20 protein-coding genes are annotated in these 21382 nt (G+C 60.0%); 15 read left to right on the top strand and 5 right to left on the bottom strand.

The annotated features are described in order from the left end of the window. The first annotated feature begins 192 nt into the window (after nt 1–192). The 9 genes from AC2CF9_RS17280 to katG all read left to right on the top strand — a co-directional run bounded on the left by AC2CF9_RS17280 (nt 193) and on the right by katG (nt 8702). Nucleotides 193–978: a transporter substrate-binding domain-containing protein gene (locus AC2CF9_RS17280; protein ID WP_039382831.1), complete on the top strand. Its 786-nt coding sequence runs from the start codon at nt 193–195 to the stop codon at nt 976–978. 3 nt (nt 979–981) lie between these two features. After that, the gene (locus AC2CF9_RS17275; protein WP_484557549.1) at nt 982–1647 is read left to right on the top strand and encodes an amino acid ABC transporter permease; all 666 of its coding nucleotides are present in this window, start codon (nt 982–984) and stop codon (nt 1645–1647) included. After that, nucleotides 1644–2300 carry an amino acid ABC transporter permease gene (locus AC2CF9_RS17270; RefSeq protein ID WP_065650048.1) on the top strand — a complete coding sequence of 219 codons (657 nt, stop codon included), beginning with the start codon at nt 1644–1646 and terminating at the stop codon, nt 2298–2300. Before AC2CF9_RS17275 ends, AC2CF9_RS17270 begins: the two co-directional genes overlap by 4 nt. After that, a complete protein-coding gene (locus AC2CF9_RS17265) occupies nt 2281–3012 on the top strand; it encodes an amino acid ABC transporter ATP-binding protein (RefSeq protein WP_484557548.1) in 732 nt (243 codons plus the stop codon). The genes AC2CF9_RS17270 and AC2CF9_RS17265 overlap by 20 nt, the downstream gene beginning before the upstream one ends. Before the next feature lie 23 nt (nt 3013–3035). Further along, entirely contained in the window at nt 3036–4271 is a 1236-nt protein-coding gene (locus tag AC2CF9_RS17260) for a pyridoxal-phosphate-dependent aminotransferase family protein (protein ID WP_094112069.1), read from the top strand. Then, nucleotides 4268–5518 (top strand): allantoate amidohydrolase, encoded by a 1251-nt coding sequence (gene hpxK / locus AC2CF9_RS17255; RefSeq protein WP_484557547.1) that lies wholly within the window; start codon nt 4268–4270, stop codon nt 5516–5518. Before AC2CF9_RS17260 ends, hpxK begins: the two co-directional genes overlap by 4 nt. 10 nt (nt 5519–5528) lie before the next feature. Beyond that, a complete protein-coding gene (gene uraD / locus AC2CF9_RS17250) occupies nt 5529–6023 on the top strand; it encodes a 2-oxo-4-hydroxy-4-carboxy-5-ureidoimidazoline decarboxylase (RefSeq protein ID WP_484557546.1) in 495 nt (164 codons plus the stop codon). Next, complete coding sequence (gene uraH, locus AC2CF9_RS17245) at nt 6020–6355, top strand: hydroxyisourate hydrolase (RefSeq protein ID WP_071668481.1); 336 nt, start codon at nt 6020–6022, stop codon at nt 6353–6355. Before uraD ends, uraH begins: the two co-directional genes overlap by 4 nt. Nucleotides 6356–6500: 145 nt before the next feature. Continuing rightward, a complete protein-coding gene (gene katG, locus AC2CF9_RS17240; RefSeq protein ID WP_484557545.1) occupies nt 6501–8702 on the top strand; it encodes a catalase/peroxidase HPI in 2202 nt (733 codons plus the stop codon). Nucleotides 8703–8814: 112 nt separating this feature from the next. On the opposite strand, the gene AC2CF9_RS17235 is transcribed toward katG, so the two are convergent. After that, a complete protein-coding gene (locus tag AC2CF9_RS17235) occupies nt 8815–9585 on the bottom strand; it encodes an amidohydrolase (protein ID WP_484557544.1) in 771 nt (256 codons plus the stop codon). Then, nucleotides 9573–10733, bottom strand: coding sequence for a pyridoxal phosphate-dependent aminotransferase (locus tag AC2CF9_RS17230; protein ID WP_150018576.1), 1161 nt, complete (start codon nt 10731–10733; stop codon nt 9573–9575). The genes AC2CF9_RS17235 and AC2CF9_RS17230 overlap by 13 nt, the downstream gene beginning before the upstream one ends. A gap of 127 nt (nt 10734–10860) precedes the next feature. Here AC2CF9_RS17230 and AC2CF9_RS17225 point away from each other — a divergent pair, with 127 nt between their 5' ends. Beyond that, nucleotides 10861–11556, top strand: a complete 696-nt coding sequence (locus AC2CF9_RS17225) for a hypothetical protein (protein WP_150018575.1) — start codon at nt 10861–10863, stop codon at nt 11554–11556. A gap of 62 nt (nt 11557–11618) precedes the next feature. On the opposite strand, the gene fadE is transcribed toward AC2CF9_RS17225, so the two are convergent. Beyond that, entirely contained in the window at nt 11619–14063 is a 2445-nt protein-coding gene (fadE, locus tag AC2CF9_RS17220; RefSeq protein WP_484557543.1) for an acyl-CoA dehydrogenase FadE, read from the bottom strand. A gap of 242 nt (nt 14064–14305) precedes the next feature. Here fadE and lpcA point away from each other — a divergent pair, with 242 nt between their 5' ends. Together lpcA and AC2CF9_RS17210 are read left to right on the top strand one after the other, a co-directional pair. Continuing rightward, nucleotides 14306–14884, top strand: coding sequence for a D-sedoheptulose 7-phosphate isomerase (gene lpcA / locus AC2CF9_RS17215; RefSeq protein ID WP_065650032.1), 579 nt, complete (start codon nt 14306–14308; stop codon nt 14882–14884). A gap of 48 nt (nt 14885–14932) precedes the next feature. Beyond that, nucleotides 14933–15700 (top strand): class II glutamine amidotransferase, encoded by a 768-nt coding sequence (locus AC2CF9_RS17210; RefSeq protein WP_150018573.1) that lies wholly within the window; start codon nt 14933–14935, stop codon nt 15698–15700. Here the strand turns inward: AC2CF9_RS17210 and dpaA are convergent. Then, a complete protein-coding gene (gene dpaA / locus AC2CF9_RS17205) occupies nt 15671–16414 on the bottom strand; it encodes a peptidoglycan meso-diaminopimelic acid protein amidase (RefSeq protein ID WP_484557542.1) in 744 nt (247 codons plus the stop codon). The two genes, AC2CF9_RS17210 and dpaA, sit on opposite strands and share 30 nt — an antisense overlap. A gap of 245 nt (nt 16415–16659) precedes the next feature. Here dpaA and dinB point away from each other — a divergent pair, with 245 nt between their 5' ends. Beyond that, entirely contained in the window at nt 16660–17715 is a 1056-nt protein-coding gene (gene dinB, locus AC2CF9_RS17200; RefSeq protein ID WP_071668489.1) for a DNA polymerase IV, read from the top strand. 40 nt (nt 17716–17755) lie between these two features. Here dinB and pepD read toward each other — a convergent pair whose 3' ends face one another. Further along, a complete protein-coding gene (gene pepD / locus AC2CF9_RS17195; protein ID WP_484557541.1) occupies nt 17756–19216 on the bottom strand; it encodes a beta-Ala-His dipeptidase in 1461 nt (486 codons plus the stop codon). Nucleotides 19217–19469: 253 nt separating this feature from the next. On the opposite strand from pepD, the gene gpt reads away from it, so the two are divergent. Continuing rightward, nucleotides 19470–19928, top strand: coding sequence for a xanthine phosphoribosyltransferase (gpt, locus tag AC2CF9_RS17190; RefSeq protein WP_007887137.1), 459 nt, complete (start codon nt 19470–19472; stop codon nt 19926–19928). Between the two features lie 121 nt (nt 19929–20049). Continuing rightward, the gene (gene frsA, locus AC2CF9_RS17185) at nt 20050–21297 is read left to right on the top strand and encodes an esterase FrsA (RefSeq protein WP_039382875.1); all 1248 of its coding nucleotides are present in this window, start codon (nt 20050–20052) and stop codon (nt 21295–21297) included. Nucleotides 21298–21382: the final 85 nt, after the last annotated feature.

Below are 21382 nucleotides of genomic sequence, written 5' to 3'. Positions count from 1 at the left end.
GGGCACTGAAATGGTGCGCTGCACCGTTTTGAATCTCTGAAGCAGGGTACGCCAGTACCCGATTTTTCCTGCGGTTTATCCCTTTCATGCCGGTTTGTCACCGGTTTTTGTCTGTCGCTTCGATTGGCACATTAGTTGCAATTGTTCTTTTCAGGAATCTTTTGTTTCACGTTCAACACACCGGGGTGCATAATGAAAAAGGTTTTACTGGCGGTAGCGGGTGCGGCGCTTTTACTGGCTCAGGCAGGCAGCGCGCAGGCGGATCAGCTGCAGGATATTCAAAAGCGCGGCGTGATCCGCATCGCGGTGCCGCAGGATTTCCCGCCGTTTGGATCAGTGGGCACCGATCTGCAGCCGCAGGGCTATGACATCGATATGGCGCGCTATCTGGCAAAGCAGATGAAACTGAAGTTGCAGCTGGTGCCGGTCTCCAGCGCCAACCGCGTACCTTATCTGCAGACGGATAAAGTCGATCTGGTGATCTCCAGCATGGGGAAAAATGCGGAGCGGGAAAAGGTCATCGCTTTCAGCCGCGCCTATGCGCCCTTTTTCCTCGGCGTGTTCGGGCCGAAAGGTGAGACGCTGAAGGATGCCGCCGCGCTGAGCGGCAAAACGATCGGCGTTACGCGGGGCGCAGTAGAGGATATGGTGCTGAGCGCGGCCGCGCCGAAAGATGCGCAGGTCAAGCGTTACGAAGATAACAACACCACGCTTTCCGCTTATCTCTCCGGTCAGGTGCAGTATGTGGCAACCGGTAATCTGGTGGTGGCGGCCATCACCCGGCAGAACGCGGCAAAAGCGCCGGTGGCGCAGTTTATGCTGAAAGACTCTCCCTGCTTTATCGGTCTGAAGAAGAATGAGCCGGCGCTGAAAGCAGAGGTCGATACGCTGATCGAACAGGGTATAAAGGACGGTACGCTGAATAAGCTCTCGGAAGAGTGGCTGAAAGCGCCGCTGCCCGCCTCGCTCGGTGCCTGAGTCATGGCGCAGCTAAATTTCGCTGAACTCTGGCCTTACTGGCCGGAACTGCTGGCCGGGCTGTGGGTCTCTGTGCAGCTTACGGTGGTGGCTACGCTCGGGGGCGTCAGCCTCGGCATCCTCGGCGCGGCGCTGCGCAGCGGCAGGCCGGGCTGGGCCAGCCGCCTCTGGGGCGTCTATGTGGAGCTGATCCGCAATACGCCGTTTGTTGTACAGCTGTTTTTTATCGTGTTTGGCCTGCCCAACCTGGGCCTAAAGCTCACCGCCGGAGAAGCTGCGCTGCTGGCGATGCTGATCAATCTCGGCGCTTACAGCACAGAGATTATCCGCGCCGGCATTCAGGTCACGCCAAAAGGACAGTGGGAAGCGGGGCGCGTGCTGGGTTTAAGCCGCACGCAGACCTTTCTGCGCGTGGTGCTGCCACCTTCACTGCAGCGCATCTACCCGGCCCTGGTCAGCCAGTGCATCATCGTTATGCTCGGCTCATCGGTGGTGTCGCAGGTCTCTTATGAGGAGCTGACCTTTGCGGCCAACCTGATTCAGTCCCGCACGTTCTTGAGTTTTGAAGTCTACCTGGTGACCACGCTGCTCTATCTGGCGTTGTCAGTTGCGATGCGTCAGCTGCTGCTGGCGCTGGGGCGTAAATGGTTTGGAGCAGAGCCGGCATGACAACCTTTACCGACTGGGACATTTTGCGCAATCTGCTGCTGGCCGCACGCTGGACGCTGCTGCTGTCGCTGGTGGCCTTCGCCGGCGGCACGCTGGTGACGCTGCCGCTGCTGCTGCTGCGCCTGCTGAAAAAGCCGTGGCTGACGCGACTGATTCAGGGCTATACCGCGCTGTTTCAGGGCACGCCGCTGCTGATGCAGCTGTTTCTCGCGTTTTTTGGCGTCGGTCTGTTTGGCGTGGACGTGGCGCCGTGGACCGCCGCCTCGCTGGCGCTGACCTTTTATACCAGCGCCTTTCTGCTCGATATCTGGTACGGCAGCATACGCGCGCTGCCAAAAGGTCAGTGGGAGGCGTCACGCTGCCTCGGCCTGAACTTCGGCCAGACGCTCTGCCGCGTCGTGGCGCCACAGGCGATCCGCATCGGCATTGCGCCCACGGTGGGCTTTGCGGTGCAGGTGATTAAAGGCACCGCGCTGGCCTCAATCATCGGTTTTATCGAGCTGACGAAAGCCGGCACCATTTTAAACAACGTCACGTATCAGCCGTTTAAGGTGTTTGGCCTCGTGGCGCTTGGCTACTTCCTGATGTGTTATCCGCTGTCGCGCTACAGCCAGTACCTGGAGAAAAAATTCCATGCCGCTCATCACCATTAATCAGGTTCAGAAATACTATGGCGAAAATCATGTCCTGAAAGGGGTTGATCTGGATATCGATAATGGCGAAGTGATCTCGATTATCGGCCGCAGCGGCTCCGGTAAAAGCACGCTGCTGCGCTGTATGAACGGACTGGAGGGCTACCAGGAGGGCAGCATTAAGCTGGGCGGCATGACCATCACGCATCGTGAATCGCAGGCGCGTGAAATCAGCCGCTCGGTCGGCATGGTGTTCCAGAACTTTAATCTTTTCCCGCACATGACCGCGCTGGAGAATGTGATGCTGGCGCCGCGCCGCGTGCTGAAAAAAAGCGCGGCGGAGTGCCGGGAGCTGGCGGCAAAAATGCTGGAAAAAGTGGGGCTGGGTGAGCGACTGGATTACTACCCGGCCAGCCTCTCCGGTGGCCAGCAGCAGCGCGTGGCGATTGCCCGGGCGCTGGCGATGCAGCCAAAAGTGCTGCTCTGCGATGAGATCACCTCCGCGCTCGATCCGGAGCTGGTGGGTGAGGTGCTGAAGGTGCTGGAGCAGCTGGCAGCGGAAGGGATGACGCTGATCCTCGTGACGCATGAAATGAATTTTGCCCGCGACGTGGGCGACCGGGTGGTATTTATGCATCAGGGGCGGGTATGGGAGCAGGGCAGCAGTAAAACGCTGTTTGCGCAGCCGCAGACCGCCGAACTGAAACAGTTTATTTCGACCGTACGCCTCTGAGCGGGGCCATTAAGGAATTCACTATGGACATTCATCAGTTCTCTCAGATCAATCCGCCGCAGCGTCTGCTGATGGGGCCAGGGCCGATTAACGCCGACCCGCGCGTGCTGCGCGCCATGTCGAGCCAGCTGCTCGGGCAGTACGATCCGGCGATGACGCACTACATGAATGAAGTCATGGCGCTCTATCGCGGCATTTTTCGCACCGAAAACCGCTGGACGCTGCTGATTGACGGCACCTCACGCGCCGGCATTGAGGCGATTCTGCTCTCCGCTATCCGTCCCGGCGATCGGGTGCTGGTACCGGTGTTTGGCCGTTTTGGTCATCTGCTGTGCGAGATTGCGCGGCGCTGCCGGGCGGAAGTGCATACGATTGAAGTGCCCTGGGGCGAAGTGTTCTCGCCGGATCAGATTGAGGACGCGATCAAACGGGTTAAGCCGCGTCTGCTGCTGACGGTGCAGGGCGACACGTCAACCACCATGCTGCAGCCGCTGGCGGAGCTGGGCGCTATCTGTCGCCGGTATGGCGTACTGTTCTATACCGATGCCACCGCCTCACTGGCGGGCAACGCGCTGGAAACCGATGCCTGGGGGCTGGATGCGGTCTCTGCCGGCATGCAGAAATGCCTGGGCGGTCCCTCCGGCACCTCTCCCGTCACCCTGAGCCCGCAGATGGAGGAGATCATCCGCAAGCGTAAATGCGTGGAGGAGGGGATCCGCACGGCAGCGCACCAGGATGGCGATGATGAGATGATCTACTCCAACTATTTTGATCTCGGCATGATCATGGATTACTGGGGGCCGGAGCGTCTTAATCACCATACGGAAGCGACCAGCGCGCTGTTTGGCGCCCGCGAATGCGCGCGCATCATTCTGCAGGAGGGGCTGGATAACAGCATCGCCCGGCACAAGCTGCATGGTGATGCGCTGCTGAAAGGCATTCAGGGCATGGGACTGGAAACCTTTGGCGATCTGCAGCACAAAATGAACAACGTGCTGGGCGTTGTTATTCCGCAGGGCGTGAACGGCGACCAGGTGCGCAAACTGATGCTGGACGATTTTGGCATTGAGATCGGCACGTCATTTGGTCCGCTGCATGGCAAAGTGTGGCGCATCGGCACCATGGGCTATAACGCGCGTAAAGATTGCGTGATGCAGACCCTGAGTGCGCTTGAAGCGGTGCTGCAGCACTGCGGTTTTCGTACGCCGCAGGGCGCGGCGCTGCAGGCCGCCTGGGATCGCTACGGGAGCGAAGCATGAGTGCACGCCAGATGAGCGCTGAAGAGGCGCAGTCGGCCGCCGCGCGCATTATGGCACGCTGTGATGCGCTGGCGGAGATCAGCGAGGAGGAGGATAGCCTGACGCGCGTTTATCTCTCTCCGGAGCACCTGCGTGCTAACGCCTGCGTGGCGGAGTGGATGCAGGCAGCGGGCATGCGGACCTGGCAGGATGCCGTAGGTAATATCTGCGGCCGCTATGAGGCGGCTGAGCCGGGTGCAGCGGCGCTGCTGCTCGGTTCCCACCTTGATACCGTGCGCAACGCCGGACGCTATGACGGTATGCTGGGCGTGCTGAGCGCAATTGAAACCGTGCAGTGGCTGCACGATCGCCGGCAGCGACTGCCGCTGGCGGTCGAGATAGTGGGTTTTGCGGATGAGGAGGGCACCCGCTTCGGCATTACGCTGCTGGGCAGCCGCGGCCTGACCGGCAGCTGGCCGGAGAGCTGGATCACCCATCCCGACGGCAACGGCATTACGGTCGCTGCCGCGATGCAGGATGCCGGGCTGGATGCCACACAGGTGAGCCTGGCGGCACGTCATGTCAGCGAGATCGCCGCCTATCTGGAGCTGCATATCGAACAGGGACCCTGCCTGGAGGAGGCGGATTTAGCCCTGGGCGTAGTCACCGCCATCAACGGCGCGCGCCGTCTTAACTGCCATTTCAGCGGCGAGGCGGGACACGCCGGCACGGTGCCGATGCTGCTGCGCAAAGATGCGCTGGCCGCCGCCGCTGAGTGGATGCTGTTTATCGAACAGGCGACGCAGGCGCCGCTGGTGGCGACAACCGGCACGCTCAGCTGTCAGCCTGGCGCAGTGAATGTCATTCCGGGAGAGGTGCAGCTGTCGCTCGATATTCGCGGCCCGCAGGATGAGCCGCTGGAGCGGCACCTGTCGCGGCTGTTAACGCAGGCGCAGGCGATTGCGCTGCGGCGCGGGGTGAGCTTCAGCGCCAGCGAATATTACCGCATTGCCGCGACGCCGTGCGATAAACGGCTGCAGCAGGCGCTGGGCGCGGCGGTAGAAACCGTTCAGGGCTGCACGCTGGCACTGCCGAGCGGGGCAGGTCATGATGCAATTGCCATGGCGGAGCGCTGGCCGGTCGGTATGCTGTTTGTGCGTAACCATCGCGGTATCAGCCACCACCCGGCGGAATCGGTAAAGACGGACGATGTGGCGCTGGGCGTGCAGGCGTATCTGCAGGCGGTAACAGCGCTGGCGCAGGCATAAGGGAGCGGGCATGAAGCTGAATGAGTTTAATCAGGCGGATGCGGCTGACGCCCGTCAGGCAATCGCGCACTGCGTCGCCATTCCTGCCTGGCAGCAGGCGCTGGTGGCCGCACGGCCCTATGCATCCCTGAGCGCGCTCGCCAGGCGGGCGCAGCAGCTGGCGCAGCGCTGGCAACAGGCGGAGCTGGAGCAGGCGCTCAGCGCCCATCCGCGTATTGGTGAAGCAGCACAGGGTACAGCGCATGAGGCCACGCTGTCGCGTCAGGAGCAGGCTGCCATGCAGCAGGCGGACCGCGACCTGCAGTGCGCGATGCGCGCAGGTAATCAGGCCTATGAAGCACGCTTTGGCCGGGTATTTCTGATCCGGGCCAGCGGGCGCAGCGCGGAGCAGATGCTGGCAGAGTTGCAGCGCAGGCTTAACAATACTATGGCGTGCGAACAGCAGGAGACGCTGGCACAGCTGCGGGAAATTACCCTGTTACGGCTTAAGGAGAGCATCATATGAGCACTATCACTACACATATTCTTGATACCGCGCTCGGCACACCGGCCGCAGGCGTTGCCGTCTCGCTGGAGCAGAACAGCCCGGAAGGGTGGTTTCCGGTCAGTGAAGGAGAAACCGATCGCGACGGGCGTATCAGCGATTTAACACCGGAACCCCTGGCGCCGGGGCACTACCGACTGACAGCAGAGATTGGCGACTATTTTGCCGCTGACGGGCGCGATGCGCTCTATGTCAGCGCGCAGATAGACTTTGTGATCGGACGGGCGGGCAGCCATTATCATCTGCCGTTTTTGATCTCCCCCTGGTCCTGGTCCACCTATCGCGGCAGCTGACCGGTCGCGTTTCATTTTGTGCAGCCTGTCACAAAACCTCTTTTTGAAAGACAAAAGCTATCAAAGCTTTCGGTCCATCCAAATATATTCTGCTCCTGAGTGCCGCTATCTTAACCGCAAAACGTGAAGCCAATGGAGCCGAATAATGAGCACGCCAGAACATAACGATAATGCTGCAGCGTCCGGAAAATGTCCTTTTCATCATGGAGCGTCAGAAGAGAAGAGCGTGCTTGCACGCGGCGCCGGCAGCGGCACCTCGAACCGCGACTGGTGGCCTAATATGCTGCGGGTCGACCTGCTGAATCAGCACTCCAGCCGCTCTAATCCGCTGGATGAAAATTTCAGCTACCGCGAGGCGTTCAGCCAGCTTGACTACGCGGCGCTAAAAGCGGATATCCGCGCGCTGCTGACCGATTCACAATCCTGGTGGCCCGCCGACTGGGGCAGCTACATTGGCCTGTTTATTCGTATGGCGTGGCACAGCGCCGGTACCTACCGCACCATTGATGGCCGCGGCGGCTCCGGACGCGGACAGCAGCGCTTTGCGCCGCTCAACGCCTGGCCCGATAACGTCAGCCTTGATAAAGCACGACGCCTGCTCTGGCCGGTAAAGCAGAAGTATGGCCAGAAAATTTCCTGGGCCGATCTCTATATTCTGGCGGGTAACGTCTCCCTGGAGAATGCCGGTTTCCGTACCTTTGGTTTTGGGGCCGGTCGTGAGGATGTCTGGGAGCCGGATATGGATGTGGACTGGGGCCATGAAAAAGAGTGGCTGGCGCACCGTCATCCCGAGAGCCTCGCAAATGCCCCGCTGGGCGCCACCGAAATGGGCCTGATCTATGTGAACCCTGAGGGGCCGGAAGCGAGCGGCGATCCGCGTTCTGCAGCTCCGGCGATCCGCGCCACCTTCGGCAACATGGGCATGAACGATGAAGAGATCGTCGCGCTTATCGCAGGCGGGCACACGCTGGGCAAAACGCACGGGGCGGCGGCGGCCAGCCACCTTGATGTCGATCCTGAAGCCTCACCAATTGAAGCGCAGGGCTTTGGCTGGCATAACAGCTACGGCAGCGGCGCCGGCGCAGATGCCATCACCTCTGGTCTGGAAGTGGTCTGGACGCAGACGCCAACCCAGTGGAGCAACTACTTCTTTGAGAATCTGTTCAAATATGAGTGGGTGCAGACGCACAGCCCGGCGGGCGCGATTCAGTTTGAAGCGGTGGATGCCGAAGCGATCATCCCCGATCCGTTTGATCCGGAGAAAAAGCGCAAGCCCACCATGCTGGTGACCGATCTGACGCTGCGTTTCGATCCGGAGTTTGAGAAGATCTCGCGCCGCTTCCTGAACGATCCGCAGGCGTTCAATGAAGCGTTCGCCCGCGCCTGGTTCAAGCTGACTCACCGCGATATGGGACCCAAAGCGCGCTACCTCGGTCCGGAAGTACCGAAAGAGGATCTGCTGTGGCAGGATCCGTTACCGCAGCCAGTGCATCAGCCTGGCGCTGATGATATTGCGCAGGCTAAAGCGCAGATTGCCGCATCGGGCCTGAGCGTCAGCCAGCTGGTCTCCGTGGCCTGGGCATCCGCTTCAACGTTCCGTGGCGGCGATAAGCGCGGGGGGGCTAACGGCGCGCGTCTGGCGCTGGCACCGCAGAACGGCTGGGCGGTCAATGCCGGCGTGGTAAGTGATGTGCTGCCGGTCTTGCAGCAGATCCAGCAGGCGTCCGGCAAGCTCTCGCTGGCGGATATCCTTGTGCTGGCAGGCAGCGTTGGTATTGAGCAGGCGGCAGCCGCCGCTGGCGTGGCGGTACAGGTGCCGTTTATGCCGGGTCGCGTGGATGCGCGTCAGGATCAGACCGATATTGAGTCATTTAACGTGCTGCAGCCGCTGGCCGATGGCTTCCGTAACTATCGTCGCGTGCAGGGCGGTTCCTCAACGGAGACCCTGCTGCTGGATAAAGCGCAGCAGCTGACGCTGAGCGCGCCGGAGCTGACGGCGCTGCTGGGCGGCCTGCGCGTGCTCGGCACCAACTATGACGGCAGTCAGCACGGCGTATTTACCGATCGTCCGGGCGTGCTGAGCAACGACTTTTTTGTCAATCTGCTCGATATGCGCACCGCATGGCGCGCCACTGATGAACGCGCTGAGCTGTTCGAAGGGCGCGATCGCGAAAGCGGTGAAGTGAAGTATCACGCCACGCGCGCCGATCTGGTGTTCGGTTCTAACGCCATCCTGCGCGCGCTGGCGGAAGTGTACGCCAGCAGCGATGCGAAGCAGAAATTTGTCCATGACTTTGTGGCTGCCTGGACAAAAGTGATGAACCTGGACCGGTTCGATCTGGCGTAATTATCCTGCGCTGAATCGCGCCTGATACGCCCGTGTAAAAGCAGAACCGGAAGCCACGCGCTTCCGGTTTTTTTTGCTTTTCTTACCGGCGTTACCGGTGCCGGCCTGCGCTTTATTCCAGTGTCCACGTATCAGCATCGCGCCACGCCGGAAAGCGCTCGCGGTACGTCTGCAGCGCCTCCAGCGACAGATCTGCATCCAGGCGTGCCGGGGTGAACGGCTCAGCCGCCGCGAGGATCTCTCCCTGCGGTGAGATAATCTGGCTGTCGCCGCGGTAGCGGTGATGATTGCCGTCGCTGCCCACCCGGTTACAGCCGGCGACATACGCCTGATTTTCGATAGCGCGCGCCATCAGCAGCGCCTGCCAGTGATGCGCGCGCGGGGCCGGCCAGTTAGCCACGTAGAGCGCCAGATCGTAATCGTTACGGTTGCGGGAAAACACCGGAAAGCGCAGGTCGTAGCAAATCTGCGGCAGAATGCGCCAGCCGCGCCAGTAAACCCGTTCCCGGCGTTCGCCCGGCAGATAGTGCTGATGCTCCTCCGCCATACGAAACAGATGGCGTTTGTCATACTGATGCAGCGTGCCGTCTGGCTCCACCAGCAAAAAACGGTTTACCGCACCCGCTTCTGTCTGAATGGCCGCGCTGCCGCCGATCAGCGCCTGGGTGGCCCGCGCGTGATGCTGCAGCCAGGCCACCACCTCCTGCTGCGGCAGCGAAGCCTGCGCCGCCTCCATGGCAAAGCCGGTTGTAAACATCTCCGGCAGCACAATCACATCGCGTCCGCTCAGATTTTCCAGCAGTCGATCAAAATGACGCAGGTTAGCGGCGCCGTTCATCCAGCTCAGCGGCTGCTGCAGCAGAGTAATCTTCAAAGTTTGCACAGGCGCTCCGCGGCGGCGTCAAGCGTCGCCTCTTGTTTGGCAAAGCACAGGCGGATCAGCCGGTGCGGGAAAGGGTCAGCGCAGAACACCGACAGCGGGATAGCAGCGACGCCCGCCTCTCTGGTCAGCCACTCGCAGAAGCTGACGTCGTCCAGATCGGCGATCGCGCTGTAGTCCAGCAGTAAAAAATAGGTGCCTTCGCAGGGTAATACCTGAAAGCGACTGGCTGCCAGCGCCTGCGTCAGACGATCGCGCCGGGCGCGGTAAAACTCAGGCAGCGTCCGGTAGTGTTCCGGCTGCTGGCGCAGCATATCCGCCAGCGCCAGCTGGGCCGGAGTATTGACGGAAAAAGTCAGATACTGATGTACCTTGCGCAGCTCGGCGCTGATAGCGGGCGGCGCTATGGCGTAGCCCACTTTCCAGCCGGTCATATGATAGGTCTTGCCAAATGAGGAGACGGTGACCGCACGCTGGCGCAGTCCGGCATGCGACAGCACGCTGGCGTGGCCTGCCGTGCTGAAACAGATATGCTCATAAACTTCATCGCTCAGCACATAAATCTCCCGATCTGCAATCGCCTGCCACAGCGCCTCCAGATCGCTCTGCTGCCAGACGGTAGCGGAGGGATTGTGCGGCGTATTCAGAATCACCAGCCGGGTACGTGCGCTGAGCCGATCGCGAAACGCAGGCCAGGCGACGCGAAACGCAGGCGGCTGCAGGGCGATGCGCTGCATCACGCCGCCCGCCAGCGTTACCGCGGGCGCATAGCTGTCGTAGCTGGGGTCAAAGCAGATCACTTCGTCGCCGGGGCGCACCAGCGCGGTAATGGCCGCGTAGAGCGCTTCCGTCGCCCCGCTGGTCACCGTAATGTCGCTGCCGGCGTCGGGCCGGTAGCCATAGAGCCCGGCGGTTTTATCCGCGATGGCGTCGCGCAGCTCCGGCGTGCCGATCATCGGCGCATACTGATTGGCTCCCTGGCTGACGTGATGCGCCAGCCGCGCCTGCAGCAGGGCGGGGCCGCTGAAATCGGGAAATCCCTGGGAAAGATTAATGGCGCCGTGCCGGGCGGCAAGCGCGCTCATCTGCGTAAAGATCGTGGTGCCGGTCGCGGGAAGCTTGCTGTCGGGAATAAGATCAAATGGCGTCATAGTAAGCTGGCCTTGCGCATAAGCAGCGTGATAAGAAACCCTGTATTGCTGACACTATAATCAGGATGCTACTCTTTGGCAATCAAGACGCTTAGATGGCTAAATGCAGCTTTTACAGGAGCAGGTAATGGCACAACCTCATGACAACAGCGCCGCCGGCGAGGCGCTGGCGCAGACTTTGCTGGCGGCATCAACCGGGATAAATGACGAAGCGGCACGCCGCCTGGCGGAACAGCTGTTCAACTGGCAGCCCGTGCCGGTGCCGGTTACGCTGCAGGCGCTGGCGGCGGAGCTGCAGCAGGATGAGGCGCTGCAGCAAATCCTCGGCGTACTGCGCTGGCGTTTCCTTACCCGTCCTGAAACACAGCTGCCTGAGCACGGCTGCGCTGCGCCTATTGGTTTTGCCGTCAGCGGGGCGTTAAGCGATCTGCTGATCCACTACTGCGCGGCTCCCGGCCAGCTGCCGCTGCGCGAAGCCGCCGATGCGCGCGAGCAGCATCTGCAGGCGGTTCAGCAGCTGTGGCGCGGATTTTCCGCCGGCTTTCGCCGCCAGGTGGGCAGCGAAGCGCTCTTCAGCTGGCCCGGCTGCGACCAGCTGCTGCTGCAGTCGGTCTGGCATGACGCTCTCGGCTACAGCGGTGCAGCGCTGATCCGGCGCAGCCTCAGCGCCATCACGCTGAGTGATTTTTCCGGTATCGATGATGACGGGATGCGCAACGCCTGTCTGCACAGCGCGCTGGCGCTGGGGCGCACCCTGATGCTGGCCGCTGACCATATTGCGGATGAAGAGGCGCTGGTTGCCCGCATTCGCCAGGCCGCGTAGGGGCTGGCGCAGGCAAAAAAAAGACGCCTCCCTAAGGAGGCGTCTGGCACCTGGTGTCGGGATTATGCCGCTTCGCTGGATCGCGCCTGCGGCCGGGGTTGTGGCTTCGGTGCGGCCAGCGCTTCCGGCACGAACTCATCCACATTAATGGCTTTCAGCCGGCTTGCTTCTGCGCGGATCAGCACCTGCGCTTCGCTCTCGTCGATCAGTCCTTCCTTCAGCGCCCGCTGCGCCAGCGCATCAAGGCGGGTAAAAGAGAGAGGCTTTTTCTGCTGCTGACAGAGGCGATCGTGGATCACTTCTGCCGCCATCACATCCTGCAGCGCCTGCTCCAGCTGGCCCGCCGGATTATGCTCAGCTGGCGTCAGATACTGACCGCGGCCAAGGCGGGAGCGGGTGGCAGAAGGCAGCTGCAGCAGCTTCGCCAGTTTATGATCAAGTTTGTCTGACGGCGGCAGGCAGCGTTTGCCGCCGGCGAAGATAGCCAGGCGCAGCGCACCGGCGGCCAGACGGTTCGGAAAGTTACGCAGCAGATCGTCCATCGCCACTTCTGCCTGATGCAGCGCATCCTGCACGCCCCAGTGCACCAGCGGCAGATCGGCTTCATGGCGTCCTTCTTCGTCATAGCGTTTCAGCGTAGCGGAGGCCAGATACATCTGGCTCAGCACATCGCCAAGGCGGGCAGAGATACGCTCGCGCCGCTTCAGGCTGCCGCCGAGCACCGCCATGGAGATATCGGAGAGCAGCGCCAGGTTTGCGCTCAGGCGATTAAGCTGCTGATAGTAGTGGCGCGTCGCGTCACGCGTCGGCGCGGCGCTGGTGCGGCCGTTGGTCAGGCCAAGCCACAGGCTGCGTACCGCGCTGCTGCCGACGTGACCGATATGGCTGAACAGCGCGTGGTCAAAGCGGGAGAGATCGTTCTTCGCCGCCGCGTCCATCTCTTTAAGCACCCACGGATGGCAGCGAATGGCACCCTGGCCGAAGATAATCATGCTGCGCGTCAGGATATTGGCGCCCTCAACCGTAATGGCAATTGGCGCACCCTGATAGGCGCGGGCGAGGAAGTTGTTATCTCCGAGCATAATGCCTTTGCCGCCCGCGATATCCATCGCGTCAATAATGGCGCGCTGACCGCGGTGGGTACAGTGATACTTCACAATCGCAGAGAGCACGGCGGGCTTTTCACCCTGCATAATGCCGGTAGTGATCAGCGTGGCGGCTGCGTCCATAACGTAAGCATTACCGGCAATACGCGCCAGCGGCTCTTCAATGCCTTCCATTTTGCCAATCGCCACTTTGAACTGACGGCGGATATGCGCATAAGCGCCGGTGGCCAGCGCCACGCTTTTCAGACTGCCGGTGGAGTTAGAGGGCAGGGTGATGCCGCGCCCGACTGAGAGGCACTCGACCAGCATGCGCCAGCCCTGACCGGCCATCGCCGGGCCGCCGATAATATAGTCAATTGGCACAAAAATGTTGTTGCCGCGCGTCGGGCCGTTCTGGAACGGCACGTTGAGCGGGAAGTGGCGATGACCGATCTCCACGCCCGGCGTATGGGTCGGGATCAGCGCACAGGTAATTCCCGGCTCCGGGTTATCGCCCAGCAGGCGATCGGGATCGGAAAGTTTAAACGCCAGGCCCAGCACGGTGGCGACCGGCGCCAGCGTGATATAGCGTTTGTTCCAGGTCAGACGCATCCCCAGCACCTGCTGGCCCTGCCACTCGCCCATGCAGACCACGCCGGTATCAGGAATGGCACCCGCATCAGAACCCGCTTCCGGGCTGGTCAGGGCAAAACAGGGGATCTCCTCACCGCGTGCCAGTCGTGGCAGGTAGTGATCTTTCTGCTCCTCAGTACCGTAGTGCTGCAGCAGTTCACCCGGCCCCAGAGAGTTCGGGACGCCGACGGTGATCGCCAGAATACCGGAGACGCCAGCCAGCTTCTGCAATACGCGCGCCTGCGCATAAGCGGAAAACTCCAGGCCGCCATACTCTTTTTTGATGATCATGGCAAAAAAGCGATGCTGCTTCAGATAGGCCCACAGTTCCGGCGGTAAATCGGCCAGCTCATGAGTAATCGCGAAGTCGTTTGCCATACGGCACGCTTCCTCAACCGGACCATCCAGAAACGCCTGCTCCTCATCGGTGAGGTGCGGGCGCGGGTAGTTATGCAGCTTCTGCCAGTCCGGCTTGCCCTGAAACAGGTCGCCTTCCCACCAGGTCGTGCCGGCATCGATCGCTTCCTGCTCGGTGCGTGACATTGGCGGCATGACGTTGCGAAAGCCCCGCAGAGCCGGTTTTGAAAACAGGCGCTGGCGCAGCAACGTCAGGTTAAACGGCAGCAGGACCAGCGCCAGCGGCGGCAGCAGCCAGGCGCTCCAGAGGCCGGTCAAGGCCATGGCAGCGGTCCAGAGCAGCAGGATGGCGCTGCTCAGACGCAGGGATATCTGATGATAAAAGAGGGCGCTAACCAGCAGTAGCGTCGCCACGATGGAAACCAGCAGCATAGTGAATCGCTCCGTAAGTAGTAAGAGGTCTGACCTGTTAGTCACAGGTTTAGAGCAGCCGGTCTTAATAAGCAATTCCTTTACATCACAATTACAACCAGGCTCACAAAATCATCGCGGCTGGCGCATTTATCACCTGGCGACGCTGTAGCGGACGCGTTTTCCCTGCTGCCAGCGCTTTGCGCCCCTGTGGCATTCCGTTAAACTTGCCGGGTTAACCTCTCCGCTAAAGGACATCTCCTATGTATCAGGACATCATTCGCTCGGAACTCAACGAAGCCGCCGACACCCTGACCCGATTTTTGAGTGACGACGCGAACATCCACGCTATTCAGCGCGCTGCGGTGCTGCTGGCAGACAGTTTCAAAGCGGGCGGAAAAGTGCTCTCCTGCGGCAATGGGGGATCGCACTGTGACGCGATGCATTTTGCCGAGGAGCTGACCGGCCGCTATCGCGAAAATCGTCCCGGCTACCCGGCGATTGCGATTTCCGATGTCAGCCATCTCTCCTGCGTCAGCAACGACTTCGGCTACGACCATGTGTTTTCGCGCTATGTGGAAGCGGTCGGGCGCGAAGGCGATGTGCTGCTGGGGCTCTCCACTTCCGGCAACTCCGCTAACATTATCAAAGCGATTGAGGCTGCGCGCGCGCAGGGAATGAAAGTGATCACCCTGACCGGCAAAGATGGCGGCAAAATGGCGGGCAGTGCAGATATTGAGATCCGGGTGCCGCATTTCGGCTATGCCGATCGCATTCAGGAGATCCACATTAAAGTGATCCATATCCTGATGCTGCTGATTGAAAAAGAGATGGTTAAGTAATTTACGCTGCCTTCCCGCATGCCGGGAGGAGTGAGAAGGGGGGAAGCTATGTGCGAACTGCTCGGGATGAGCGCCAATGTCCCTACGGATATCTGTTTCAGTTTTACCGGACTGGTGCAGCGCGGCGGCGGTACCGGGCCGCATAAAGATGGCTGGGGTATCGCCTTTTATGAAGGTAAAGGGTGCCGCACGTTTAAAGATCCGCTGCCGAGCGTAAATTCACCGGTTGCCCGCCTGGTGCAGGAGTATCCGATCAAATCGCACTCGGTGGTCGCGCATATCCGCCAGGCAAACCGGGGCGAAGTCTCGCTGGAGAATACGCATCCGTTTACCCGCGAGCTGTGGGGCCGCAACTGGACTTACGCGCACAACGGACAGCTTAAAGGCTATCGCCAGCTCGACAGCGGCCACTTCCGCCCGGTGGGGGAGACCGACAGTGAAAAGGCGTTTTGCTGGATCCTCTCACAGCTGCAGGCGCGCTATCCGCGCACGCCAGGCAACTGGCCCGCCGTATTCCGCTATATCGCCGAGCTCGCCGGCGAGCTGCGTGAAAAGGGCGTTTTCAATATGCTGCTATCGGATGGTCGCTATCTGATGGCGTTCTGCTCTACCAATCTTTACTGGATCACGCGGCGCGCGCCGTTTGGTAAAGCGCGCCTGCTGGATCAGGATGTGGAGATCGATTTCCAGCAGCAGACCACGCCACATGATGTGGTGACGGTTATCGCCACGCAGCCGCTGACCGGAAATGAAACCTGGCACCGGATAGCGCCAGGCGAGTGGGCACTATTTTGCCTGGGTGAGCGCCAGGAATGATTTGGACGCCGCGTCCGGTGCAGAAAGTACCGGCGTGTTGTTCACCGCATACTGACCCGTTGCGGTGACGTTAACGCTGGGCGGTACGTGATATTTAGCAAAATAGGCGTAGCCCGGCTGCAGTTCGCGCCAGAAATCGATGTAGGTCGAATAGCGATGACGCTGCATATTGCTTTCCGTCATGCGGAACGGATAGATATTCAGCTGCATCTCCTGCTGGCCGTTACGCAGGGCCGCATTAACGTAGTTGAAAATCTCATCCATTGAGCCGTTGGTCATGGCGTAGCAGCCCACGGAAACGCAGTCGCCGTGAATCATCAGATAGTTGCCGTTATAGCCCTTGCTGCGATCGTACTGGTTAGGAAAACCGGTATTGATGGCGCGGTAAAAGCGGCTGTCGGGTTTCAGCTGATTAAGTTTAACGTTGTAGAAACCTTCCGGACTTTTGAAGTCGCCCTGGCGGCGCTTGGGACCGAGTCCGCCGGAAAAATTACAGATGCGATAGCTGTCCAGCAGGCGATATTCATTACCGATTTTGCCATAGAGCTCCAGCGTACGCTCTTCTTTGAAAATCTGAATAAACATCGGCGTACCCAGCAGTTGTTTCTTTAACTCTTTGCTTACCGGAGCCAGCGGCTGTGCGGGTTCAGGTGTGATTGCCCAGCTAAGGACTGGCATAAGAATCATCGCGAACAGCAGTGCGATTCTGCCCATTCTGTGTGTACCTTGAAGTGAAGAAAAACTCAGACGCGCAGCGTCACTCAGTTGCATTATCGGAAATATCCGCTATCGCTGCGCAACATTAACATTGTCTGGCTTTTAATCAAGATAGCGGGCAACAAAATGGCGCAAAGTTGTGAAGCATCGGGGGAGTAAAAACGCTCAGGCGCGACATTGATGATGAGGAAGATTGCTCAACGCCTTCGCTACTGTATACTTAGCCAGTGTCCGGAGGGGGTATGCGCAAAATCATTCATGTCGATATGGACTGCTTTTACGCAGCGGTTGAGATGCGTGACGATCCGTCGTTGCGGGATATTCCTATCGCGATTGGCGGCAACCGCGTTCAGCGCGGAGTCATCAGTACTGCTAACTATCCGGCGCGCAAATATGGCGTGCGCAGCGCCATGCCGACCTCGACCGCGCTGCGTCTCTGTCCGCATCTGCGCCTGCTGCCGGGGCGTTTTGACGCCTATAAAGAGGCCTCGCGACAGATCCGCGACATCTTTCTCCGCTATACGCCACTGATTGAACCGCTCTCGCTGGATGAAGCCTATCTGGATGTCACCAGCAGTCTGCACTGCCAGGGGTCGGCGACGCTGATGGCGCAGGCGATCCGCGCGGATATCTTGCGCGAAACCGGGCTGACGGCGTCGGCCGGCATCGCACCGATCAAATTTCTGGCGAAAATCGCCTCCGACCTTAATAAGCCTGACGGCCAGTATGTGATCACCCCGCAGGCGGTGCCGGCGTTTCTGCATGAGCTGCCGCTCAGTAAGATCCCGGGCGTGGGCAAAGTGGCGACCAAAAAACTGGAGGAGATGGGGCTGCGTACCTGTGCTGACGTGCAGCGCGCCGACCTGGCGCTGCTGCTGAAGCGCTTCGGAAAGTTTGGCCGCTCGCTCTGGGAACGCAGCAACGGCATTGACGACCGCGAAGTGATCGTCGAACGTGAACGTAAGTCGCTCGGGGTAGAGCGCACGCTGCCGGAAGATATCCACCACTGGGAGCAGTGTCTGCCGATTATTGACTATCTCTATGCGGAGCTGGATCGCCGTCTGGGTGCTATCCGGCCAGATAAGCAGATCGCCCGGCAGGGGGTGAAATTTAAGTTCAGCGATTTTCAGCAGACCACGCAGGAGCACGTCTGGGCGGTGCTGAATAAAGAGGATATGGTGGCGGTGGCGCGTCAGGTCTGGGAAGCGCGTCGGGCAGATCGCGGAGTAAGGCTGGTGGGGCTGCATGTCACGCTGGTGGACCCGCAGCTGGAGCGCCAGCTGCTGCTGGGACTCTGAAATCTCCCCTGCCCGGCAGCGGACAGGGGAGCAACATCAATTACGCTTTTGCCGGAATCGCGTTCAGCAGCGCAGTGAGCAGCTTCCAGTAGAGGCCAACGCTCTCAATATGCACCTGCTCATCCGGCGAGTGCGGGCCGGTAATGGTCGGTCCGATAGAGACCATATCCATATGCGGATAGGGTTTTTTGAACAGACCACACTCCAGACCGGCATGGATCACCTGAATGTTAGGCGTTTTACCAAACAGCGCTTCGTAGGTGGTGCGCGTCAGCGCCATGACCGGTGAGTCGGCGTCAGGCTGCCAGCCCGGATAACCGCCTTTTGGCGCGGTCTGTGCGCCCGCCAGCGCGCCCAGCGAGGTCAGCGTTTCTACCACCCACTCTCTGCCGGTATCGATCAGCGAACGGATCAGGCAGATGATCTCAGCGTTAGCCTGATCCATGCTGACCACACCCACGTTCAGCGAGGTTTCAACCACGCCTTTCGCCACGTCTGAATTACGGATCACGCCGTTAGGGGTGCTGTTGAGCAGGTTGATAAAGCGATCGCGGCTCTCTGCGCTCAGCGCCTCAGCCTGCTGTGCCAGCGGCTCGGTCTGCAGTACAATATGCTTCTCTTTGCTGCCGAGCTCGTTGAGCAGTACCGCCTGGAAGTGCATCGCCGCAGATTTCAGCGCATCCACTTTGTGGCTCTCTACGGCCAGCGTGGCAAAGGCTTCACGCGGGATCGCATTACGCAGCGTGCCGCCGGTAAAGTCGATCAGACGCAGATCCAGCTCGCGGGCATGGGCGGCAAGAAAACGCGCCAGCAGTTTGTTCGCGTTGCCAAGACCCAGGTGGATATCCGCACCGGAATGACCGCCTTTCAGCCCTTTGAGCGTCAGCTTCAGCGTTTCATAGCCGGCCGGCACCGCTTCGCGGCTCAGCGGCAGTGTGGTAATAAAGTCGATGCCGCCCGCGCAACCCATGTAGATCTCACCCTCTTCTTCAGAGTCGGTGTTGATCAGGATCTCTGCCTGCAGCCAGTCCGGCTGCAGGCCAAATGCGCCATCCATGCCCGACTCTTCGGTCATCGTCAGCAGCACTTCCAGCGGGCCGTGCGTCAGGCTGCTGTCAGCCAGTACCGCCAGCGCTGACGCCATGCCGATGCCGTTATCTGCACCCAGCGTAGTGCCGCGCGCTTTCACCCACTCGCCGTCAACCCATGGCTGAATCGGATCTTTCGTGAAATCGTGGGCGGTATCGTTGTTCTTTTGCGGCACCATATCCAGGTGCGCCTGCAGGGCAACCGGCGTGCGGTCTTCCATGCCGGGCGTGGCAGGTTTGCGGATCAGAATATTGCCGACCCGATCGCGTTCGACCCAGAAATTCTGCTCTTTGGCCCAGCTGACCACATATTCAGCCAGCGCCTCTTCATGATAAGAAGGGTGGGGAATAGAGCAGATTTTGGCGAAGATATCCCACAGCGGCTGCGGGGAGAGTTGAGACAATTCAGACACAACGCGTCTCCTGTATCAGCGTGGCGGACAGGCCGCTCGCACGCAGTTTCCGGTTTAAGATCGCCGTCAGCTCATCTGACGTGATGAGCCAGAGAATATCACCCTTTATTCGCAGGCGCGTCATCAGGCGCGCTAAAAACCTGCAACCAGTGTGACGGATGCTGGTTTTTAACGCGTCAGATCCTTATAATCTCGCGCAACCTTTTCCCCCTTGCATATTTTTAAGCCACTTTTGGTGGTTGGGATTCCTTTTATGAGCGAAAAATACGTCGTAACCTGGGACATGCTGCAGATTCATGCCCGTAAACTGGCCCAGCGCCTGCTTCCTGTGGAACAGTGGAAAGGTATCATCGCGGTAAGCCGCGGCGGTCTGGTTCCGGCATCGCTGCTGGCGCGTGAGCTGGGTATTCGCTACGTCGATACCGTCTGCATCTCCAGTTACGATCACGATCACCAGCGCGAAATGAAAGTGCTGAAGCGCGCTGAAGGCGACGGTGAAGGCTTTATCGTTATCGACGATCTGGTCGACACCGGCGGCACCGCGCAGGCGATCCGTGACATGTATCCGAAAGCGCGTTTCTGCACCATCTTCGCCAAGCCTGCTGGCCGCGCGCTGGTGGATGACTACATTGTAGATATCCCGCAAAACACCTGGATTGAGCAGCCGTGGGACATGGGCGTGGTCTATATTCCGCCAATCGTCAAAAGCTGATTGATGCAACGCAAACAACGCCCGGTTAAGCCGGGCGTTGTGCTATTCGCGCCTCGCGCAGCCGGAGCGGGTGCAGTAAACTCATAGCCATCTATGCGACCGCCGCAGGAGAAACCGTCAGATGGCCGAAAAAAATCTTAGCGAAGAGTTATTCAAGCCGCGTTTTAAACATCCCGAAACCTCTTCCCTGGTGCGCCGCCAGCATCACGCTACCGCGCAGGTGCATAACGCGCTGGAGGGTGATACTCAGCGCGGCTGGTATCGCATGCTCAACAAACTGCTCTGGACATGGCGCGGCCTGTCACCGCAGGAGATCAGCGAAGTTCTGGCGCGTATCGCCGTCAGCCGCTTTGAACACACCGATGAGGCGCTGCTGGATACGGTAATCGGCTATCGCGGCGGCAACTGGAATTTTGAGTGGTCAAAGCAGGCGGCGCTCTGGCAGCAGCGGGCGATGCAGAGCGAGCAGCATGATGAAGCGGGCCAGCAGTGGCTGCATGCGGCGAATCTCTACAGCCTCGCGGCCTATCCCTATATCAAAGGCGATGAGCTGGCGGATCAGGCGCAGGTGCTGGCTAATCGCGCCTATGAAGAGGCGACCCGGCGGCTGCCGGGCGAGCTGAAATCGCTGACGTTTCCCGTCAGTGGCGGCAGCCCGGTTACCGGGTTTCTGCATATGCCGGCGCAGGCCAGCGCACCTTATCCCACCGTAATGCTGTGCGGAGGGCTTGATTCGCTGCAGAGCGATCACTATCGGCTATTTCATGACTACCTGGCCCCGCGCGGTATCGCTATGCTGACGCTGGATATGCCATCGGTTGGCTATAGCAGTAAATGGACGCTGAACCAGGATACCAGCCATCTGCATCAGCAGGTTCTGCGCGAGCTCAGCAATGTGCCGTGGATCGATCACACCCGCGTGGCGCTGTTTGGCTACCGCTTTGGGGCCAATATTGCGACCCGACTCGCCTGGCTTGAGGTGCCGCGTATCCGTGCCGTAGCCACGCTGGGCGCGATGGTGCACGGCGTGTTTGTTGACGCGGCGCGTCAGCAGCAGCTACCGGACATGTATATGGATATGCTGGCGAGCCGGCTCGGTATGGCGTCAACGTCCGACAGTAACCTGCGCATTGAGCTGAATCGCTATTCGCTAAAAGTACAGGGTCTGCTGGGACGCCGCACCCCGGTGCCGATGCTGGCCGCTTACTGGCCGGACGATCTTTTCAGCCCGGAAGAGGACTCGCGCCTGATTGCCGGCTCGTCGGCGCAGGGGAAAACGCTGGCTATCCCGGCCTCACCGGTATTTCACAGTTTTGAGAAAGCGCTGAATCAGATCTGTGACTGGCTCAGCAAACAGTTGCAGCGGTAACTGGCAAAATGCAAAACCTCTGCTAAAACTTAATGTCGGCCTACTACGCGCTGCGCCCTTTGCGCAGCGCGCTGCTTTTTTACGG

The organism is Pantoea sp. SYBGC1 (genome assembly GCF_057197005.1).
Note: the sequence above shows the minus strand (reverse complement) of the source record. Positions and strands in the feature narration are given on the sequence as shown.